The 15,946-nt window shown below is 65.4% G+C and carries 15 protein-coding genes and 1 pseudogene; 10 read left to right on the top strand and 6 right to left on the bottom strand.

Going from position 1 to position 15,946, the window contains the following annotated elements; translation table 11 throughout:
• Positions 1 to 2 precede the first annotated feature (2 nt).
• Genes trpD through NP80_RS15200 form a run of 4 tightly spaced genes read left to right on the top strand, consistent with a single transcriptional unit; the run spans position 3 to position 3,384 of the window.
• A complete protein-coding gene (gene trpD, locus NP80_RS15215; RefSeq protein WP_006406908.1) occupies positions 3 to 1,034 on the top strand; it encodes an anthranilate phosphoribosyltransferase in 1,032 nt (343 codons plus the stop codon).
• Positions 1,035 to 1,062: 28 nt separating this feature from the next.
• Positions 1,063 to 1,848, top strand: coding sequence for an indole-3-glycerol phosphate synthase TrpC (trpC, locus tag NP80_RS15210; protein ID WP_006406909.1), 786 nt, complete (start codon positions 1,063 to 1,065; stop codon positions 1,846 to 1,848).
• Entirely contained in the window at positions 1,848 to 2,474 is a 627-nt protein-coding gene (locus NP80_RS15205) for a CYTH domain-containing protein (protein WP_006406910.1), read from the top strand. Before trpC ends, NP80_RS15205 begins: the two co-directional genes overlap by 1 nt.
• 13 nt (positions 2,475 to 2,487) lie before the next feature.
• Positions 2,488 to 3,384, top strand: a complete 897-nt coding sequence (locus tag NP80_RS15200; RefSeq protein ID WP_006406911.1) for a uracil-DNA glycosylase — start codon at positions 2,488 to 2,490, stop codon at positions 3,382 to 3,384.
• 116 nt (positions 3,385 to 3,500) lie between these two features.
• On the opposite strand, the gene NP80_RS15195 is transcribed toward NP80_RS15200, so the two are convergent.
• From NP80_RS15195 to NP80_RS15180, 4 genes are all read right to left on the bottom strand, one after another.
• On the bottom strand, positions 3,501 to 4,097 hold the full coding sequence (locus NP80_RS15195; protein ID WP_006400474.1) for an FMN-dependent NADH-azoreductase: 597 nt from the start codon (positions 4,095 to 4,097) through the stop codon (positions 3,501 to 3,503).
• A 146-nt stretch (positions 4,098 to 4,243) separates the two neighbouring features.
• Positions 4,244 to 6,046 (bottom strand): M61 family metallopeptidase, encoded by a 1,803-nt coding sequence (locus NP80_RS15190; RefSeq protein ID WP_006406912.1) that lies wholly within the window; start codon positions 6,044 to 6,046, stop codon positions 4,244 to 4,246.
• A 103-nt stretch (positions 6,047 to 6,149) separates the two neighbouring features.
• Complete coding sequence (locus NP80_RS15185; protein WP_006412110.1) at positions 6,150 to 6,878, bottom strand: DsbC family protein; 729 nt, start codon at positions 6,876 to 6,878, stop codon at positions 6,150 to 6,152.
• A 90-nt stretch (positions 6,879 to 6,968) separates the two neighbouring features.
• Positions 6,969 to 8,147, bottom strand: a complete 1,179-nt coding sequence (locus NP80_RS15180; protein WP_006412109.1) for a UbiH/UbiF family hydroxylase — start codon at positions 8,145 to 8,147, stop codon at positions 6,969 to 6,971.
• Between NP80_RS15180 and NP80_RS29685 the strand changes: the two genes are divergently transcribed.
• Positions 8,137 to 8,433 (top strand): hypothetical protein, encoded by a 297-nt coding sequence (locus tag NP80_RS29685; protein ID WP_157160140.1) that lies wholly within the window; start codon positions 8,137 to 8,139, stop codon positions 8,431 to 8,433. The genes NP80_RS15180 and NP80_RS29685 overlap by 11 nt on opposite strands.
• A gap of 177 nt (positions 8,434 to 8,610) precedes the next feature.
• Positions 8,611 to 9,705 carry a redox-regulated ATPase YchF gene (gene ychF / locus NP80_RS15170; protein WP_006406916.1) on the top strand — a complete coding sequence of 365 codons (1,095 nt, stop codon included), beginning with the start codon at positions 8,611 to 8,613 and terminating at the stop codon, positions 9,703 to 9,705.
• A gap of 109 nt (positions 9,706 to 9,814) precedes the next feature.
• On the opposite strand, the gene NP80_RS15165 is transcribed toward ychF, so the two are convergent.
• The gene (locus NP80_RS15165; RefSeq protein ID WP_006412111.1) at positions 9,815 to 11,026 is read right to left on the bottom strand and encodes an MBL fold metallo-hydrolase; all 1,212 of its coding nucleotides are present in this window, start codon (positions 11,024 to 11,026) and stop codon (positions 9,815 to 9,817) included.
• A gap of 740 nt (positions 11,027 to 11,766) precedes the next feature.
• Between NP80_RS15165 and NP80_RS31260 the strand changes: the two genes are divergently transcribed.
• On the top strand, positions 11,767 to 12,087 hold the full coding sequence (locus NP80_RS31260) for a hypothetical protein (protein WP_125902617.1): 321 nt from the start codon (positions 11,767 to 11,769) through the stop codon (positions 12,085 to 12,087).
• 66 nt (positions 12,088 to 12,153) lie between these two features.
• The gene (locus NP80_RS15155; protein WP_006406919.1) at positions 12,154 to 13,308 is read left to right on the top strand and encodes a JmjC domain-containing protein; all 1,155 of its coding nucleotides are present in this window, start codon (positions 12,154 to 12,156) and stop codon (positions 13,306 to 13,308) included.
• Positions 13,309 to 13,452: 144 nt separating this feature from the next.
• Here NP80_RS15155 and gabP read toward each other — a convergent pair whose 3' ends face one another.
• Entirely contained in the window at positions 13,453 to 14,844 is a 1,392-nt protein-coding gene (gabP, locus tag NP80_RS15150) for a GABA permease (protein ID WP_006406920.1), read from the bottom strand.
• Positions 14,845 to 15,276: 432 nt separating this feature from the next.
• Between gabP and NP80_RS15145 the strand changes: the two are divergent.
• Positions 15,277 to 15,528: pseudogene (locus NP80_RS15145) on the top strand (LysR substrate-binding domain-containing protein); the annotation flags it as partial.
• 93 nt (positions 15,529 to 15,621) lie between these two features.
• Positions 15,622 to 15,930, top strand: a complete 309-nt coding sequence (locus NP80_RS15140; RefSeq protein ID WP_006406924.1) for a DUF3761 domain-containing protein — start codon at positions 15,622 to 15,624, stop codon at positions 15,928 to 15,930.
• Positions 15,931 to 15,946: the final 16 nt, after the last annotated feature.

The following is a 15,946-nucleotide window of genomic DNA, read 5'->3' as shown; positions in this document are numbered from 1 at the left end:
CGATGACGATTACTCCGCAGGAAGCGCTGCAGCGCACGATCGAGCACCGCGAGATTTTCCACGACGAGATGCTGCATCTAATGCGGCTCATCATGCGCGGCGACATGTCGCCGGTGATGGCGGCCGCGATCATCACCGGGCTGCGCGTGAAGAAGGAGACGATCGGCGAGATCGCCGCCGCCGCGACCGTGATGCGCGAATTCGCGAACCACGTCGAGGTGCAGGACAATTCGAACTTCGTCGACATCGTCGGCACGGGCGGCGACGGCTCGCATACGTTCAACATCTCGACCGCGTCGATGTTCGTGACGGCCGCGGCCGGCGCGAAGGTCGCGAAGCACGGCAACCGCGGCGTATCGAGCAAGTCCGGCAGCGCCGACGTGCTGGAAGCGCTCGGCGTCAACATCGACCTGCAGCCCGACCAGGTTGCCGCGTCCATCGCCGAGACCGGGATGGGCTTCATGTTCGCGCCGAACCATCATCCGGCCATGAAGAACATCGCGGCCGTGCGCCGCGAGCTCGGCGTACGCACGATCTTCAACATCCTCGGCCCGCTCACCAATCCGGCCGGCGCGCCGAATCAGCTGATGGGCGTGTTCCACCCCGACCTCGTCGGCATCCAGGTGCGCGTGATGCAGCGCCTCGGCGCGCAGCACGTGCTCGTCGTGTACGGCAAGGACGGGATGGACGAGGTGTCGCTCGGCGCCGCGACGCTCGTCGGCGAACTGCGCGACGGCCAGGTGCACGAATACGAGATCCATCCGGAGGACTTCGGCTTGCAGATGGTGTCGAACCGCACGCTGAAGGTGGAAAATGCCGAGGAATCGCGCGCGATGCTGCTCGGCGCGCTCGACAATCAGCCCGGCGTCGCGCGCGAGATCGTCACGCTGAATGCGGGCACCGCGCTTTATGCGGCGAACGTCGCCGGCTCGATCGCCGACGGCATCCGGCTCGCGCGCGAAGCGATCGCGAGCGGCAAGGCCCGTGCGAAAGTCGACGAACTCGTGCGCTTCACGCAGCAATTCAAGCGCTGACCCCGTTACGAATCAAGCAGGAACCCCAATGAGCGACATTCTCGACCGAATCATCGCCGTCAAGCGCGAAGAAGTAGCAGCCGCCATGCGCAGCACGCCGCTCGAGGCGCTGAAGCTGGAAGCGTCCGCGCGCGACCGGCGCGACTTCGTCGGCGCGCTGCGCGCCAAGCATGCGGCCGGCCAGCCGGCCGTGATCGCCGAAATCAAGAAGGCGAGCCCGTCGAAGGGCGTGCTGCGCGAGCATTTCGTGCCCGCCGACATCGCGCGCTCGTATGCGGCGCACGGCGCCGCGTGCCTGTCGGTGCTGACCGACGAGCAGTTCTTCCAGGGCGGCGTCCGCTATCTCGAGGAAGCGCGCGCCGCGTGCGACCTGCCGGTGCTGCGCAAGGACTTCATCGTCGACGCGTACCAGATCCTCGAAGCGCGCGCGATGGGCGCGGACGCGATCCTGCTGATCGCCGCCGCGCTCGACACGCCGCTGATGCAGGAGCTCGAAGCGTATGCGCACTCGCTCGACCTCGCGGTGCTCGTCGAAGTGCACGACCGCAACGAAATGGAGCAGGCGCTGACGCTCAAGACGCCGCTGCTCGGCATCAACAACCGCAATCTGCGCACGTTCGAAACCTCGATCCGGGCGACGCTCGACATGCTCGACATGATTCCGCAGGACCGCATCGTCGTGACCGAATCGGGGATCCTGTCGCGCGCGGACGTCGATACGATGCGCGCGGCGAACGTCAACACGTTCCTCGTCGGCGAGGCGTTCATGCGTGCCGACCAGCCGGGCGAGGAACTCGCACGGATGTTCTTCTGATGGCGATCGAAAAGGAAATCAAGCTCGCGCTGCCGGCGGGCCACGCGCCGGCCGCGCACCGCTTCTTCGAGACGCTGACCGGTGAGCGCGGCCGCGAGATCGCGCTGTCGAACGTCTATTACGACACGCCCGACCTCGCGCTCGCGCGTTCGAAAAGCGCAGTGCGCGTACGCCGCACGCCGCAAGGCTGGCTGCAGACGTTCAAGACGGTCGGCAGCGCCGAACACGGGCTGCACCGCCGCCACGAATGGGAACTGCCGGTGGCCGGCGACGCGCTCGAAGTCGCCGCGCTCGTCGCCGCATGCGACGTGCCGGAAGCCGCCGCCGCGCTGCGTGACGCGGCGCCCGCGCTACACGCGCTGTTCCGCACGGATTTTTCGCGTACGCTGTGGCGCGTCGCGATCGGCGGTGCGACGGTCGAGGCGGCGGTGGACATCGGCGAGATCGTCGTCCACACGGACCGCGACACGCGCCGCGAACCGATCAGCGAAATCGAACTCGAACTGCTCGACGGCCCGGAAGCGGCGCTCGCGACGCTCGCCGCCGAGCTGCAGCAGGCGCTGCCGGGTCTCGCTCCCGAAAACATCAGCAAGGCGCAGCGCGGCTACCGGCTGCGCGCGCAATAAACCCGCATCACGCATGGCAACCCGCAAGACCTCCCGCACGCCGCTGCAGGCGTCGCTGTTCGACGATCCCGTGCCGGAAACGGCCGAGGCCGACCTCCGGCCCGCTGCGCCGGCCGCTCCCGCAGCCGAGCGCCGGCCGGCCGGCAAGATCGCTGCCGGCGCCGCGGCCGCCCCGCATGCCGCGCGCGACATCCCGCACCTCGCCGCGCAATTCGATGCACTGCCCGCCGTATGGCGCGACGTGCTGAAGCCGTTCATCGACAGCGACGCATATGCGCCGCTATGCCGCTTCGTCGACGACGAACGCGCGGCCGGCAAGACGATCTACCCGACCGACGTGTTCCGCGCACTGCGGCTGACGAGCCCCGACGACGTGAAGGTCGTGATCCTCGGTCAGGACCCTTATCACGGCGACGATCGCGGCACGCCGCAGGCGCACGGCCTCGCATTCTCGGTGCCGCCCGCCGTGCGCACACCGCCGTCGCTGCGCAACATCTTCAAGGAAATCGCCGCGAACTTCGGCCACGATACGCCGCGCCACGGCTGTCTCGACACGTGGGCGCGCCAGGGCGTGCTGCTGCTGAACACCGTGCTGACGGTCGAGCGCGGCGCGGCCGCGAGCCACGCCAAGCGCGGCTGGGAGCAGTGCACCGATACGCTGATCCGCGAGCTCGCGAACCGTCATCGCGGCCTCGTGTTCATGCTGTGGGGTGCGCACGCGCAGGCGAAGCGTGCGCTGTTCGACGCGAGCGCGCACTGCGTGCTCGAGGCGCCGCATCCGTCGCCGCTGTCCGCGCATCGCGGCTTTCTCGGCTGCCGCCACTTCGCGCTCGCGAACGACTATCTGGTCGAGCACGGCCGCACGCCGATCGACTGGCGGCTGCCCGAGGTCGCCGAAACGCTCGCGTAACGGCGGCTGCGCCGCGTCCTGCGTCGGCCGGAATGCAAAGCGCCGCGCCCCTGTCGGGACGCGGCGCTTTCTGCTTTCAGATCGAGCCGCGGGCGTGCGACGCCCGCGTCCAACCCTTACGCAGCGGCGATCGCCTCGCGTGCACCGGCCAGCGCCGCGCTCTGCGCTTCCGGCCCCATGTTCAGGCCTTCCGCGTAGATGAAGCTCACGTCGGTCATGCCGACAAAGCCGAGGAACGAACGCAGATACGGCGTCTGGCTGTCGTGCGGGGTGCCCGCGTACTTGCCGCCGCGCGCCGATACGACGTACACCTTCTTGCCCTTGATGAGGCCTTCCGGGCCGTTCTCGGTGTAGCGGAACGTGACGCCGGCGCGGGCGATCCAGTCGAAGTACGTCTTCAGTTGCGAGGAGATGCCGAAGTTGTACATCGGCGCGCCGATCACGATGATGTCGGCGGCTTGCAGTTCGGCGATCAGCGCATCGCTCTTCGCGACGATCGCATTCTGCTCCGCGCTGCGGTTCTCGGCCGGCGTGAAGAACGCGCCGAGCACCGATTCGTCGAGATGCGGCAGACCATCGGCCAGCAGGTCGCGGACCACGACCTTCGCACCGGGATTCGATTGTTGCAGCTTTGCCGTCAGTTCGTTGGACAGCAGCGTGGACTGCGCGCCTTGCGAACGCGCCGCCGAATTGATTTGCAGAATGGTCGTCATGTCAGGCTCCGGTTGGGTTGCGCTTCGGTAGCGCGAGTGACGCCATTGTGCGTGGCCGCATTTGCGTGAAAAAGCGGGCTCAGGGCGACGGATTGTTGCAACAGCAGAACAATTGCGGATCGCGCCCCGATTTCCGCTTCGTCATGCTAGCCCTTCAGCCAGGCTTCGCGCGCCTTCAGCAACGCGGCCGGTCTCGCGGCGGCCGTCAGCCGGTAGCGCGACACCTCCGGGCCGTCGAGCTTCAGTTTCGCGGTGCGCAGTTCGTCGCGGCGGAAGGCGTGGACCTCGACCTTGTCGCCCGGACGGTAGCGCGCGAGCAGCGCATCGAGGTTCGTGCCCGTCACGCGCAACCCGTCCAGCGCGATCAGCGTGTCGCCGGCCGACAGCCCCGCACGATGCGCGGCGCCGCCTTCATAGACGGCTGCGAGCGTGCAGTCGGCGCCGCCGCGCAGACGTGCGCCGATCGACGGTTTCGCGACCGCACCGGGCGCGCCGAGGTCCGGCGCGAGCGTCACGCCGAACGGTGCGAGCAGCTCGGCGAGCGGCAGGTCGCGCGTGCCGTGCACCGCATCGCTGAACAGACGGCCGAGTGCGACGCCGGTCGCTTCTTCGATCAGCGCGGCGACTTCGTCTTCGGCGACGCCCGCCTGCTTGCCGCGATAGAAGTCGCGGCCGTAGCGCTGCCAGAGCAGCCGCATCACGTCGTCGAGCGACTTGCGGTGACGCGTCTGCGCGCGAATCGCGAGATCGAACGCGAGCGCGACGAGCGAGCCCTTCGTGTAATAGCTGACGATCGCGTTCGTCGCGTTCTCGTCCTGGCGGTAGTACTTGATCCACGCGTCGAACGAGCTGTCCGCGACGCTCTGCTTGAGGCGGCCCGTGCCGCGCAGCACGCCGCCGATCGTGCGACCGAGCGCCGCGAAATATTCGTCCTGCGACATCAGCCCGCTGCGCACGAGCATCAGGTCGTCGTAATACGACGTGAAGCCTTCGAACAGCCACAGCAGCGACGTGTAGTTCTCGCGCGTCAGGTCGTACGGCACGAACGCCGCCGGCTTGATCCGCTTCACGTTCCAGGTGTGGAAGTATTCATGGCTGCAGAGGCCGAGATACGTGCGATAGCCTTCCGTCGTTTCCGGGCGCCCCTTCACCGGCAGATCGGTGCGATTGCAGATCAGCGCGGTCGAGGCCCGATGCTCGAGGCCGCCGTAGCCGTCGCTGACCGCGAGCGTCATGAACACGTAGCGATCCATCGGCGCCTTCTTCGACTTCGGCTCGAACAGCGCGATCTGCGCTTCGCACACGCGCTTCAGGTCCGTGCGCAGCCGTTCCATGTCGAGCTGCGTCACGCGCCCGGCGATCACGATGTCGTGCGGCACGCCGTGCGCGTCGAACGTCGCGAGCGCGAATTCGCCGATCGTGACGGGATGGTCGACGAGTTCGTCGTAGTTTGCCGCGCGATAGGCACCGAAGCCGTAGCGCTTCGTGCCGCGCGCCTCCGGCAGCGCGGTCGCGACGCGCCATGCGCGAAACACGTCGCCGGCCGGTTTCGCGATGTCGACTTCGCACGGCGCATCGTCGCGGCCCGCGACGTTCAGGAACACCGCGGTGCCGTTGAAGAAACCGCCCGATTCGTCGAGATACGCGGAGCGCACCGACAGATCCCATGCGTAGACGACGTAGCGCAGCGTCAGCGCGCCGCTGACGGGCGCGGCCTGCCACGTATGCTTGTCGGTCTTTGCGATCCGTACCTTGCGGCCGGCGTCGTTGAACGCGTCGAGCGTCACGATGTTGCGCGCGAACTCGCGCACGAGATAGCTGCCCGGAATCCATACGGGCAGCGAAAAGCGCTGGCCGTCGGGATCGGGATCGGAAACCGTCACCGTCACTTCGAACAGGTGGGCGGCAACGTCTTTCGGGACAATCGAATAGCGGATCGGCTGGTTCATCGTGGCAATCGGTCGAACTGCGGCTGCGGAAACGAAGAGAGGCGCCGGCAGGCATCGCGGGCGCCCCTCGCTGGCCGGGCGCGCGGCCCGGCATGTCGGTCGGTTACTTGCTCGACGCGAGCGCCTGGTTCAGCTGGTCGGCCGACACCGCGCCCGGCAGGCGGCGGCCGTCCGGCAGGAAGATCGTCGGCGTGCCCGTCACGTTCATGCCGCGGCCGAGCGCGAGATTCTTGTCGAGCGCGCTCGTGTCGCAGTTGCCGGCGCCGGACGGCGCACGATGATCGAGCATCCAGCTCTGCCACGTCTTCGCGCGATCGGTCGCGCACCAGATCGCCTTCGACTTCGCGGTCGAATCGGGCGACAGCACCGGATACAGGAACGTGTACACGGTGACGTTGTCGACCGACTGCAGCGTGGTTTCGAGACGCTTGCAATACGGGCAGTTCGGATCGGAGAACACGGCTATCTTGCGCGCGCCGTTGCCCTTCACGACCTTGATCGCGTTGGCGAACGGCAAGCTCGTGAAGTCGATCTTGTTGAGCTCCGACAGGCGTGCGTCGGTGAGGTTCTTGTGCGTCTTCGCGTCGACGAGATCGCCGAGCAGCACGTAGTCGCCCGCCGCATCGCTATAGATGATCTGCGAGCCGAGGTTCACTTCGTACAGCCCCGCGACCGGCGATTTCGACACGCTCTTGATCGGTGCGTCGTTGCCGAGACGCGCTTGCAGCGTGACTTTCAGCTTGTCGGTGGTCTGATCGGCCTGCGCAGTGCAGCCGAGCGCCGCCATCGTGACGGCCAGCGCCAGCGAGGCGATGCGGATCGTTTTTTTCATCGAGTTGTTCCTTCAGCTCTATCGGAATGCACGGCACAGTGTACGCCGTAACGGAACCGAGTCCGACCGGCGATGCGGCCGAAGGTTCGCTCAACCGAGCGCGGCGGATACCAGCCAGCGCTTCACGAGCGGCTGCGCGCCGACGAACGCCATGCCCGCATTGCGCACGGCCTTCGCGAACGAACCGGGCACGGCGAACAGCCGCTGCAGGCCGTCGGTCGCGACCATCAGCGCGCGGATGTCCTCCCGGCGCGAACGCTCGTAGCGGCGCAGCAGCACCGTATCGCCGAGGTTGCGGAAGCTCTCCTTCGTCGCGATCGCATCGGCGAGCGCGGCGACGTCGCGCAGGCCGAGGTTCATCCCCTGCCCCGCGAGCGGATGGATCAGATGCGCGGCATCGCCGACGAGCGCGACGCGCGGCGCGATCAGCTTGTCGACCGTCTGCAGCGCGAGCGGGAAACCGGCGGCCGGCGTCACGCATTCGAGCGTGCCGACCTGCGCGTGCGACACGCGCTCGACTTCGGCCGCGAGCTGCGCGGGGTCGAGCGCGAGCAGCTCGTCCGCGTGCGCGGTGTGCGCGGACCACACGAGCGACACGTGGCCGTCGGGCAGCGGCAGCAGCGCGACGATTTCGCCGTCGCGAAACCATTGATACGCGGTTTCGCGGTGCGGCAGCGACGCCTTGAAGTTCGCGACGACGCCCGTCTGCCGGTAATCGCGCCGCTCGACGCGCGCGCCCATCTGCGAACGTACCCACGAGTGTGCGCCGTCCGCGCCGACGACGAGATCGGCTTCGAGCACCTGCCCCGACGACAAGGCGAGCACGGCCGCGTCGTCGCGCACGTCGAGGCCCTGCGCGCGCGCGTCGAACCAGGTCAGGTTCGGCTGGAAACGCAGCGCGGCGTCGAGCGACGTCTCGATCAACGACGATTCGGCGATCCAGGCGAGCTGCGGCACCGACGCCTGATAGGCGGAAAAATGCAGCTCGGCGTGCGCATCGCCGTACACGCGCATGTCATAGACGGGCGCGAGCCGGCCGTGATCGAGCGCCTGCCAGACGCGCAGCCGCTCGAGCAGCGCCTGCGAGCTGGACGACAGCGCATACACGCGCGTATCGAACGCGAGATCGGCCGGCCGCGGCGTGACCGGCTGCGCGAGCAGCGCGGTCTTGTAGCCGGACTGGGTCAGCGCGAGCGCGGCCGTCTTGCCGACGAGCCCGCCGCCGACCACGGCGACGTCGAAGGTATGGTGGACAGTCATGGCGGGCATTATAGCCGCGGGGCCAAACCCTTACGCGGCCGGACTTTGCGGGAAATCAGCGGAATCGCGGCGCGCGGCGGCGCGACCGGCCGGCGCACGCGGGCGGTTGCTGCGCCGCGCGCACGTCGATTGGGGGCGTGTGGTGGGGGCGGGGGCGCTGGCGGCAGCAGCGGCGGTGGTCGCGGTGGCCGCGGTGGCCGCGGTGGCCGCGGTGGCCGCGGTGGCGGCGGTGGCAGTGGTGACGGTTGTGACGGTTGTGACGGTTGTGACGGCTGTGACGACGGTGACGGCGTGATGGCGGCGGCGCCGGCGGCCGCGCCGGAGCGCTCCGCAGCCGGAAACCGGCGCGTCGGCACGGTACAATAGCGTCTTTGAACGCCGGCCCGTCGCGCTGCCCAGCGCCGGCCGCCCTCTTTGTCCCGCGCCGCCGCGCCCTGCCCGGCCGCGCCGCTTCATCCGTTCGAAGGATTCCATGAGCCTCAAATGCGGCATCGTCGGCTTGCCCAACGTCGGCAAGTCCACTCTGTTCAATGCGCTGACCAAGGCCGGCATCGCCGCCGAGAACTACCCGTTCTGCACGATCGAGCCGAACGTCGGCATCGTCGAAGTGCCCGACGCGCGCCTGAAGGCGCTCGCCGAAATCGTGAAGCCCGAGCGCATCGTGCCGGCCGTCGTCGAGTTCGTCGACATCGCGGGCCTCGTCGCCGGCGCGAGCAAGGGCGAAGGCCTCGGCAACCAGTTCCTCGCGAACATTCGCGAAACCGATGCGATCACGCACGTCGTGCGCTGCTTCGAGGACGACAACGTCGTCCACGTCGCAGGCAAGGTGAGCCCGATCGACGACATCGAGGTGATCAACACCGAACTCGCGCTCGCCGATCTCGGCACGGTCGAGAAGGCGCTCGCGCGCTACTCGAAGGCCGCGAAGTCCGGCAACGACAAGGAAGCGGCGAAGCTCGTCGCGGTGCTCGACAAGGTGCGCGCGCATCTGGACCAGGGCAAGGCCGTGCGCGGCCTCGCGCTGTCCGACGACGAGCAGGCGCTGCTCAAGCCGTTCTGCCTGATCACGGCGAAGCCGGCGATGTACGTCGCGAACGTGAAGGACGACGGCTTCGAGAACAACCCGCACCTCGACGCGGTGCGCAAGTACGCGGAAAGCGAGAATTCGCCGGTGGTCGCGGTGTGCGCGGCGATCGAAGCGGAAATCGCCGATCTCGACGATGCCGACAAGGAAGCGTTCCTCGCCGACATGGGCATGTCGGAGCCGGGTCTCGATCGCGTGATCCGCGCCGGCTTCAAGCTGCTCGGGCTGCAGACCTACTTCACCGCGGGCGTGAAGGAAGTGCGCGCGTGGACAATTCACATCGGCGACACCGCGCCGCAGGCGGCCGGCGTGATCCACACCGACTTCGAGCGCGGCTTCATCCGTGCGCAGACGATCGCGTTCGACGACTTCATCGCGTACAAGGGCGAGCAAGGCGCGAAGGAAGCCGGCAAGATGCGCGCGGAAGGGAAGGAATATGTCGTGCACGACGGCGATGTGATGAACTTCCTGTTTAACGTCTGAGCGTCGTTTCGATGCTGCCGTGAGAAAGCCCGCTCGATGCGGGCTTTTTCTTTTTTGCGTCGCGGGGCGCGCCGCGACGACGGTACCGTGTCGCAGCCGCATGCGTTCGTTACTCGCCGCCGACGATCGCGATCGTGCCGGACATGTGGAGAAACTGCCCGTCTTTCGTCGCGATGTTCGTGTTCACCGTGCCGCGCGCGAAATCCTCGACGTGCACGACGTTCGAACCGGTCGACGGCTCGTGCCAGTACACCATGTACACCTGCGGCCGAATCTCGTGCGCCGTGTATTGCACGGTATCGGTCACGCCCTTGAATTGGCCTGCCGTGCCGATGAACGACATCGTCTTGTCGTCCTTGAAGTGCAGGTCGAACACCGTGTCGCCGAACGCCACGCGCGCGACCTTGCCGATTGCCGGAAACGGCTGCGGCGCAGGCCACTGCATCTCGCCCTTCGCGACCTTCGCGCTCAGTTCGAGCGACGATTTCGCCCCTAGCGTCGGATAGCGCGCCTCCATCGCGGCGATCAGCGCCGACGAATCGCGTGCGCGCGCGGCCTCCTGATCGAACGCCTTCACATAGGCGCGCGTAAACGCGACGCCGGTCGTGAACGGCCGGCTGCCGTCCGCGTTCGGCAGGAAGTGGCCCGGTACGACGCGCACCGGCTTCAGCGCATCGATCCGGTCGAGCGTCGCGAGCCAGTTCGCGCGCGACAGCGGGGTCTGCGTATCGGCCATCCACACATGGATGTTCGCCGCGACCGGAATTCCGCCCACCACCGTGCGCTCCGACGGAATCCACACGAACGTGCGGTCCGGCGTCGGGCCGTCGAGCCCGACGATGCGCAGCTTCTCGCCGTCGACGCTCAGCGTGTCGCCGTCGAGCGGCCGCGGCACGACGATCGACGCCGGCGCGTTGTCCTTCAGGATCGGCCGCCAGTACGCGAGCTTGCCGTCCTTGCTCGCTTCGATTGCGGCGACCGTCTGCGGCGTCGCGACGATCTTCGCGTCCGGGAACGCCGCGTGGATCGTGTCGAGCCCGAAGTAGTAGTCCGGATCGCTATGGCTGACGTAGACGGCCTTCAACGTCTTGCCCGTCGCCTTGATCCGGTTCACGAGCGTCTGCGCGTCGTTGCGCTGGAACTGCGCGTCGATCAGGATCGCTTCGGTCTTGCCCGACACGATCTCCGACGACACCGGAAAGATGCTCTTCGCGCCCGGATTGTAGACGTCCACGGCCAGCGGGCCGGCAATGCTCGACGATGCCGCGCCGAGCAGCGCGCTCGCCGCCAGTACGGATGAAACCAGGTGACGTACCGACATGGTCGTACTCCTTCAGAGATGAGGTCGACGAACGATAAATGAAACTATGTCGGTTACAAATAGCCGATCTGTTGATCGTCTATTTACTCGCGAGAACGAATCGCGGAGGGTGCGACGACAGTTTGCTTTTTTGGTCTGCCTTTACTTGGAATTGTTGCTCGACGGATGCGGCGACTGGTTTCTCCGTCCTGGTCCGATCGCAAAGCCGTTGCCCACCGGCTGTCCGTAGACCGACTCGAACCGATGGATCAATTGAATGGCGCCGGACGGATACAGCCCGAAAATTCGTTCAGCACACTTCCAACAAAAAACAGCGATCGTCATCGAGCTACGACTTCAGACATTTTCCGACGCAGATTTATAAAAATTGGTATTTGTTCTATATACAAGCATCTGATCGCACACAATACTGCCCCCATCACTTCCCGTAGGCACTCGGCACCTCATCAATCCAAGGATCAATCACTCCATGAAAAATGAACCACACGCCGAGATTCTCGGCATAAAATTCACCCCCGGTTCAGTCGACGCTTTCTTCATCGACTTCTTCATTGGATGCGCACTCATCATTTCCATCCATATTGTCCTGTATTGGCTATTCAAAATAATATCGACGTTCATCATAAAAACAAAAGTAAACCCCTGGATGATCCTAATATTTTTATCCGTAATTTTAGGAAACATCGCAAAATCACTACTTACCAAACATCCCTGACATGACGGTTTTTCGGAGAATTGAAATGCGCGAACTATCAATTCGAGAACTGAAGGTAGTCTCTGGCGCCGTAGGGCCAATCGGTGCCGCGCTTGGCGGTGTCGGAGGGGGGGCCATTTACTTGGGGCAAGCATCGGTCACCGGACAAGCGAGCCCCACCGGTCTCGCTTCAGCGATACTTGCCGGGGCCACGCTTGGCTTTTTTACCGGCCCAGCAACCCCCACACTCATGCAAGCCGGTGCAATGACCATTCTCAATGGTCAGCTTGGATTTTATAGTGGAATGGCCGCTGGTTTCTTGGAAAATGCGACCAACTCGGCGGGCACCAACTACAACGCGCCATGAACCAACTACAACTAAATCACCTTCCCCAACCGAACCCGAAACCAGCCCAAACATCAAATCGTTCCGATGAGCATTTCGTTCAGCGTCTCCCCTAAAGACTTCGCACTCGATTACCAGGAAAAGCGCCCCTTGCTTATGAAAGGAGCCGTATCGCTTCGCAACTTCTCCTGGCGGGACGTAAATGAAATCTTCGAACGCAGCAACGTAGCCTCCGACGATTTCAAGCTGACTTTCGACGGCATCCGACCAAAGAGCGAATACATCGAAAGCTGGTGGGACATCGGCACGCTTCGCCATCGCCTGATCAAGCCAGTTGTCTACGATTATTTGCGCAAGGGCGCGACATTGATCGCAAACAAAATCGCCACTGAACCGAAGGTCAATCAGTTATCGAGACAACTCATCGAATTCACCGGCAGACAGGTGGTCAGTAGCGCCTACCTGGCATTCGGTGAGCGCGACTCGTTCCGCTGCCATTGGGATACACGTGACGTTTTCGCAATACAACTCATCGGGCGCAAGCGGTGGGTCCTGTACGAGCCCTCACTCGAGGCACCGCTTTACATGCAACAAAGCAAGGATTACGAGGGCCTGTATCCGTGTCCTGACACCCCGTATATGGACGTCATGTTGGAGGCCGGTGATCTGCTCTATCTACCACGAGGCTGGTGGCACAACCCGCTTCCCGTCGGTGAAGCGACCTTCCATCTTGCATTCGGAACTTTCCCGGCCTATGTCATTGATTACTTGAGTTGGGCGATAAACCGAATGCCGCACTTGCTCGACGCCAGACGTTCGTTGAGTGACTGGGAGAACGATAAAAACGTCCTGGCGTCGATAGGGCAACAATTCGAGGACTTCATTTGCACCCGAGAGAATTACCGCCGCTTTCTCGACGATAGGACTGGGGCCATACGTATCGAGACAGATCTCGCACTCGAGACATTGGGGAACCCAGCGGTGTCGGCAATCCCAGATGAATCGAGAATTCGCTTGAGCGCTTATCGGCCGCCTGGCCGCGACGATCGCTATGTGATCGCCAACGGCACCAAGGTCAATCTGGACGATCAAGGCGCAACGCTGATTCGACTGATCGTCGAGCGCCCCGGCATCAGCCTCGGAACACTGATTTCTGGTTTTGCCAACACCGATGCGGACCGCATCCGCGATCTGGTCACGGATCTCTGTCGCCAGGATATTCTGGAGTTTTCTCTCGCGTAACGCGCTATCGCCGATATTCATCGCGCTGCCGCGTGCGGTGTGCCGCCAACGCCCGCCCTCCCCGACGCCACGCCTCGATTCCACCGCGCCTACGCCGCACAGCGCGAACGGGCGCAGCAGCCGCGCCCGTCCGGTTCACGCGAGTTACGTCGCCGACACGCGCCGCCCCTCCCCCACCCGCGCATCGCGACCTCGCTTGTTCAGCCACGACGCAAGCAGCACGAACAGCGCCAGCACGGCCGTCGCACCGACTTCCATCCGGTGTTCCTCGCTCACGAGCATCACGGTCAGCGTGCCGCAGATGAACAGGATCACGGCCCACGTGAGCCACGGGAACATCCACATCCGCAGCGGCAGATCCGCGCCAGTCGCTTCGAGCGTCCTGCGCATCCGCAGCTGCGAGATCGCGATTACGAGATACACGAGCAGCGCGATCGCGCCCGAGGTCGCGAGCAGGAAGCCGAACACCTGCTCGGGCATCAGGTAGTTCGCGATCACGGTCACGAAGCCGAACGCGGTCGAGGCGAGCACGGCCGCGCGCGGCGTGCCGGTCGCATCGGTGCGATGCAGGAACGCGGGCGCATCCTTGCGCTTCGACAGCGAGAACAGCATCCGTGACGCCGTGTACAGCGCCGAATTCAGGCAGCTCGCAACCGACACGAGCACGATCACGTCGATGATCGCCTTCGCGTTCGGCACGCCGATCAGCTCCATCGCACGCTGATACGAGCCGTGCGCCGGCAGCAGCGGGTCGTTCCACGGCACGATCGCCGCCACGACGAGGATCGAGCCGAGATAGAACAGCGTGATGCGCCAGATCACCGAATTCGTCGCACGCACGATCTGGCGTTGCGGGTTGTCGGATTCGGCGGCCGCGATCGTCACGATCTCGGTGCCGAGGAACGAGAACATCGTCGTCAACATCGCCGCGAGCACCGCACCGGCGCCGTTCGGCATGAAGCCGTGATGCGCGAACAGGTTCGACACGCCCGACACGGCCGGCGCCGGCACGATGCCGACGATCGCCGCAGCGCCGACACACAAGAACACGACGATCGCGACGACCTTGATCAGCGCGAACCAGAATTCGAATTCGCCGTAGTTCTTGACCGAGAACAGATTCGTGATGGTCAGCAGCAGCGTGATGCCGAGCGCGAACATCCACGTCGCGATGCCCGGGAACCACGCATTGAGAATGGTCGCGGCGGCCGTCGCCTCGATCGGGATCACGAGCACCCAGAACCACCAGTACAGCCAGCCGATCGTGAAGCCTGCCCAGTGACCGATCGCGCGGTCGGCATAGGTAGAAAACGAGCCGCTGTCCGGATGCGCGACGGCCATTTCGCCGAGCATGCGCATCACCAGCACGACGAGCACGCCCGCGATCGCATACGCGAGGATCGATGCCGGACCGGCTTCCGCGATCGCGTGGCCGGAACCGACGAACAAGCCCGCGCCGATCACGCCCGCAATGGACATCATCGTCACGTGCCGCTGCTTCAGGCCGGTGCCAAGGCCTGTCTTGCTTTCCTTCATCTGTCTCTCTCCAAAAAACGGTCCGGTACGACTGGTGTCGCGTGAAGGCGGCGTGGGGATTGTCTTTGTTGAGCCGGGATGGAACCGCGTGCGTGCGGCACGCGAATCCGCCGGGCCGCTCCGGGACGGCGCGCCGCGCAGTCTGCGAAGCTGCGGGTGCGATGCGGCGCGCAGCGCGCCGGCGCATCGCGCGCGCCGATTCCGTCGGCTTTCGGTCAGCCGCCTTCGAAGCGATGCAGTGTAAGCATCAAACGGTTCTTCACTAAGAACCAATTGAATATTTTCGATGGAACCACTTGTTGCATCGACGCGCATCGATGCAACGCGTGATCCGGTTCGGCCGCCCGTGCCGGCACCGGTCGACGCGCCAACTCGCATCGCCCGTTTCCCGCCATTTGGCCGGCACGTTCGCCTCCCATTCGCGCCGAAGCAGGCTTGTCACCGCCGCTGCAGGCCATCGTCGCCGGGCAAGGCGCGGGGCTGCTGCCGGCTGCGATGGTGCGCGGCGAGCTCGCGAACGGCCGGCTCGTGCAGCTCGCCGACGTCGCACGGCTCGACGATTTCGCGTACGACCTCGTCTACCCGCCGCATCATGCGGAACGGCCGAAGGTGGCTGCGTTCCGGCGCTGGATACTCGATGCCGCGCGCGCCGGCGACGCGCCATCGATGTCCGGCGCGACGTAGCGACAGCGCGCGCCGCGCCGCTTCTCCCGCGCATCGGTTAGCATGCCGCCCACGGCCATCGCGCCGCTCCAATAACAACATCACGAGAAGACCATGCCCGCCCTGCTCCACCGCGCGACGCGCATCGCAGCCTTGTCGATCGCGCTGTTCGCCGCCACCGCGCCGCTGTCCGCTCCGGCGCACGCGTTCCGCGCATCGCCCGCGTACGGCAACGAAGCCGACCTCGATCGCCACGACACCTATCGCAATCGCGACGGCGAGACCGTCCACGCGCCGGCCCGCTCGAAATCGGGCCGCGTGCCGGAAGGCGCGAGCGCGCGATGCCGCGACGGCGCGTACAGCTTCAGCCGCCATCGACGCGGCACGTGCTCGGGCCACGGCGGCGTCGCCGAGTGGCTCTGAGCGTGCCTCGGCCAAA

It is taken from the genome of Burkholderia multivorans ATCC BAA-247, assembly GCF_000959525.1.
Taxonomy (GTDB): domain Bacteria; phylum Pseudomonadota; class Gammaproteobacteria; order Burkholderiales; family Burkholderiaceae; genus Burkholderia; species Burkholderia multivorans.
This window is presented reverse-complemented; position numbering and strand designations above follow the sequence as displayed.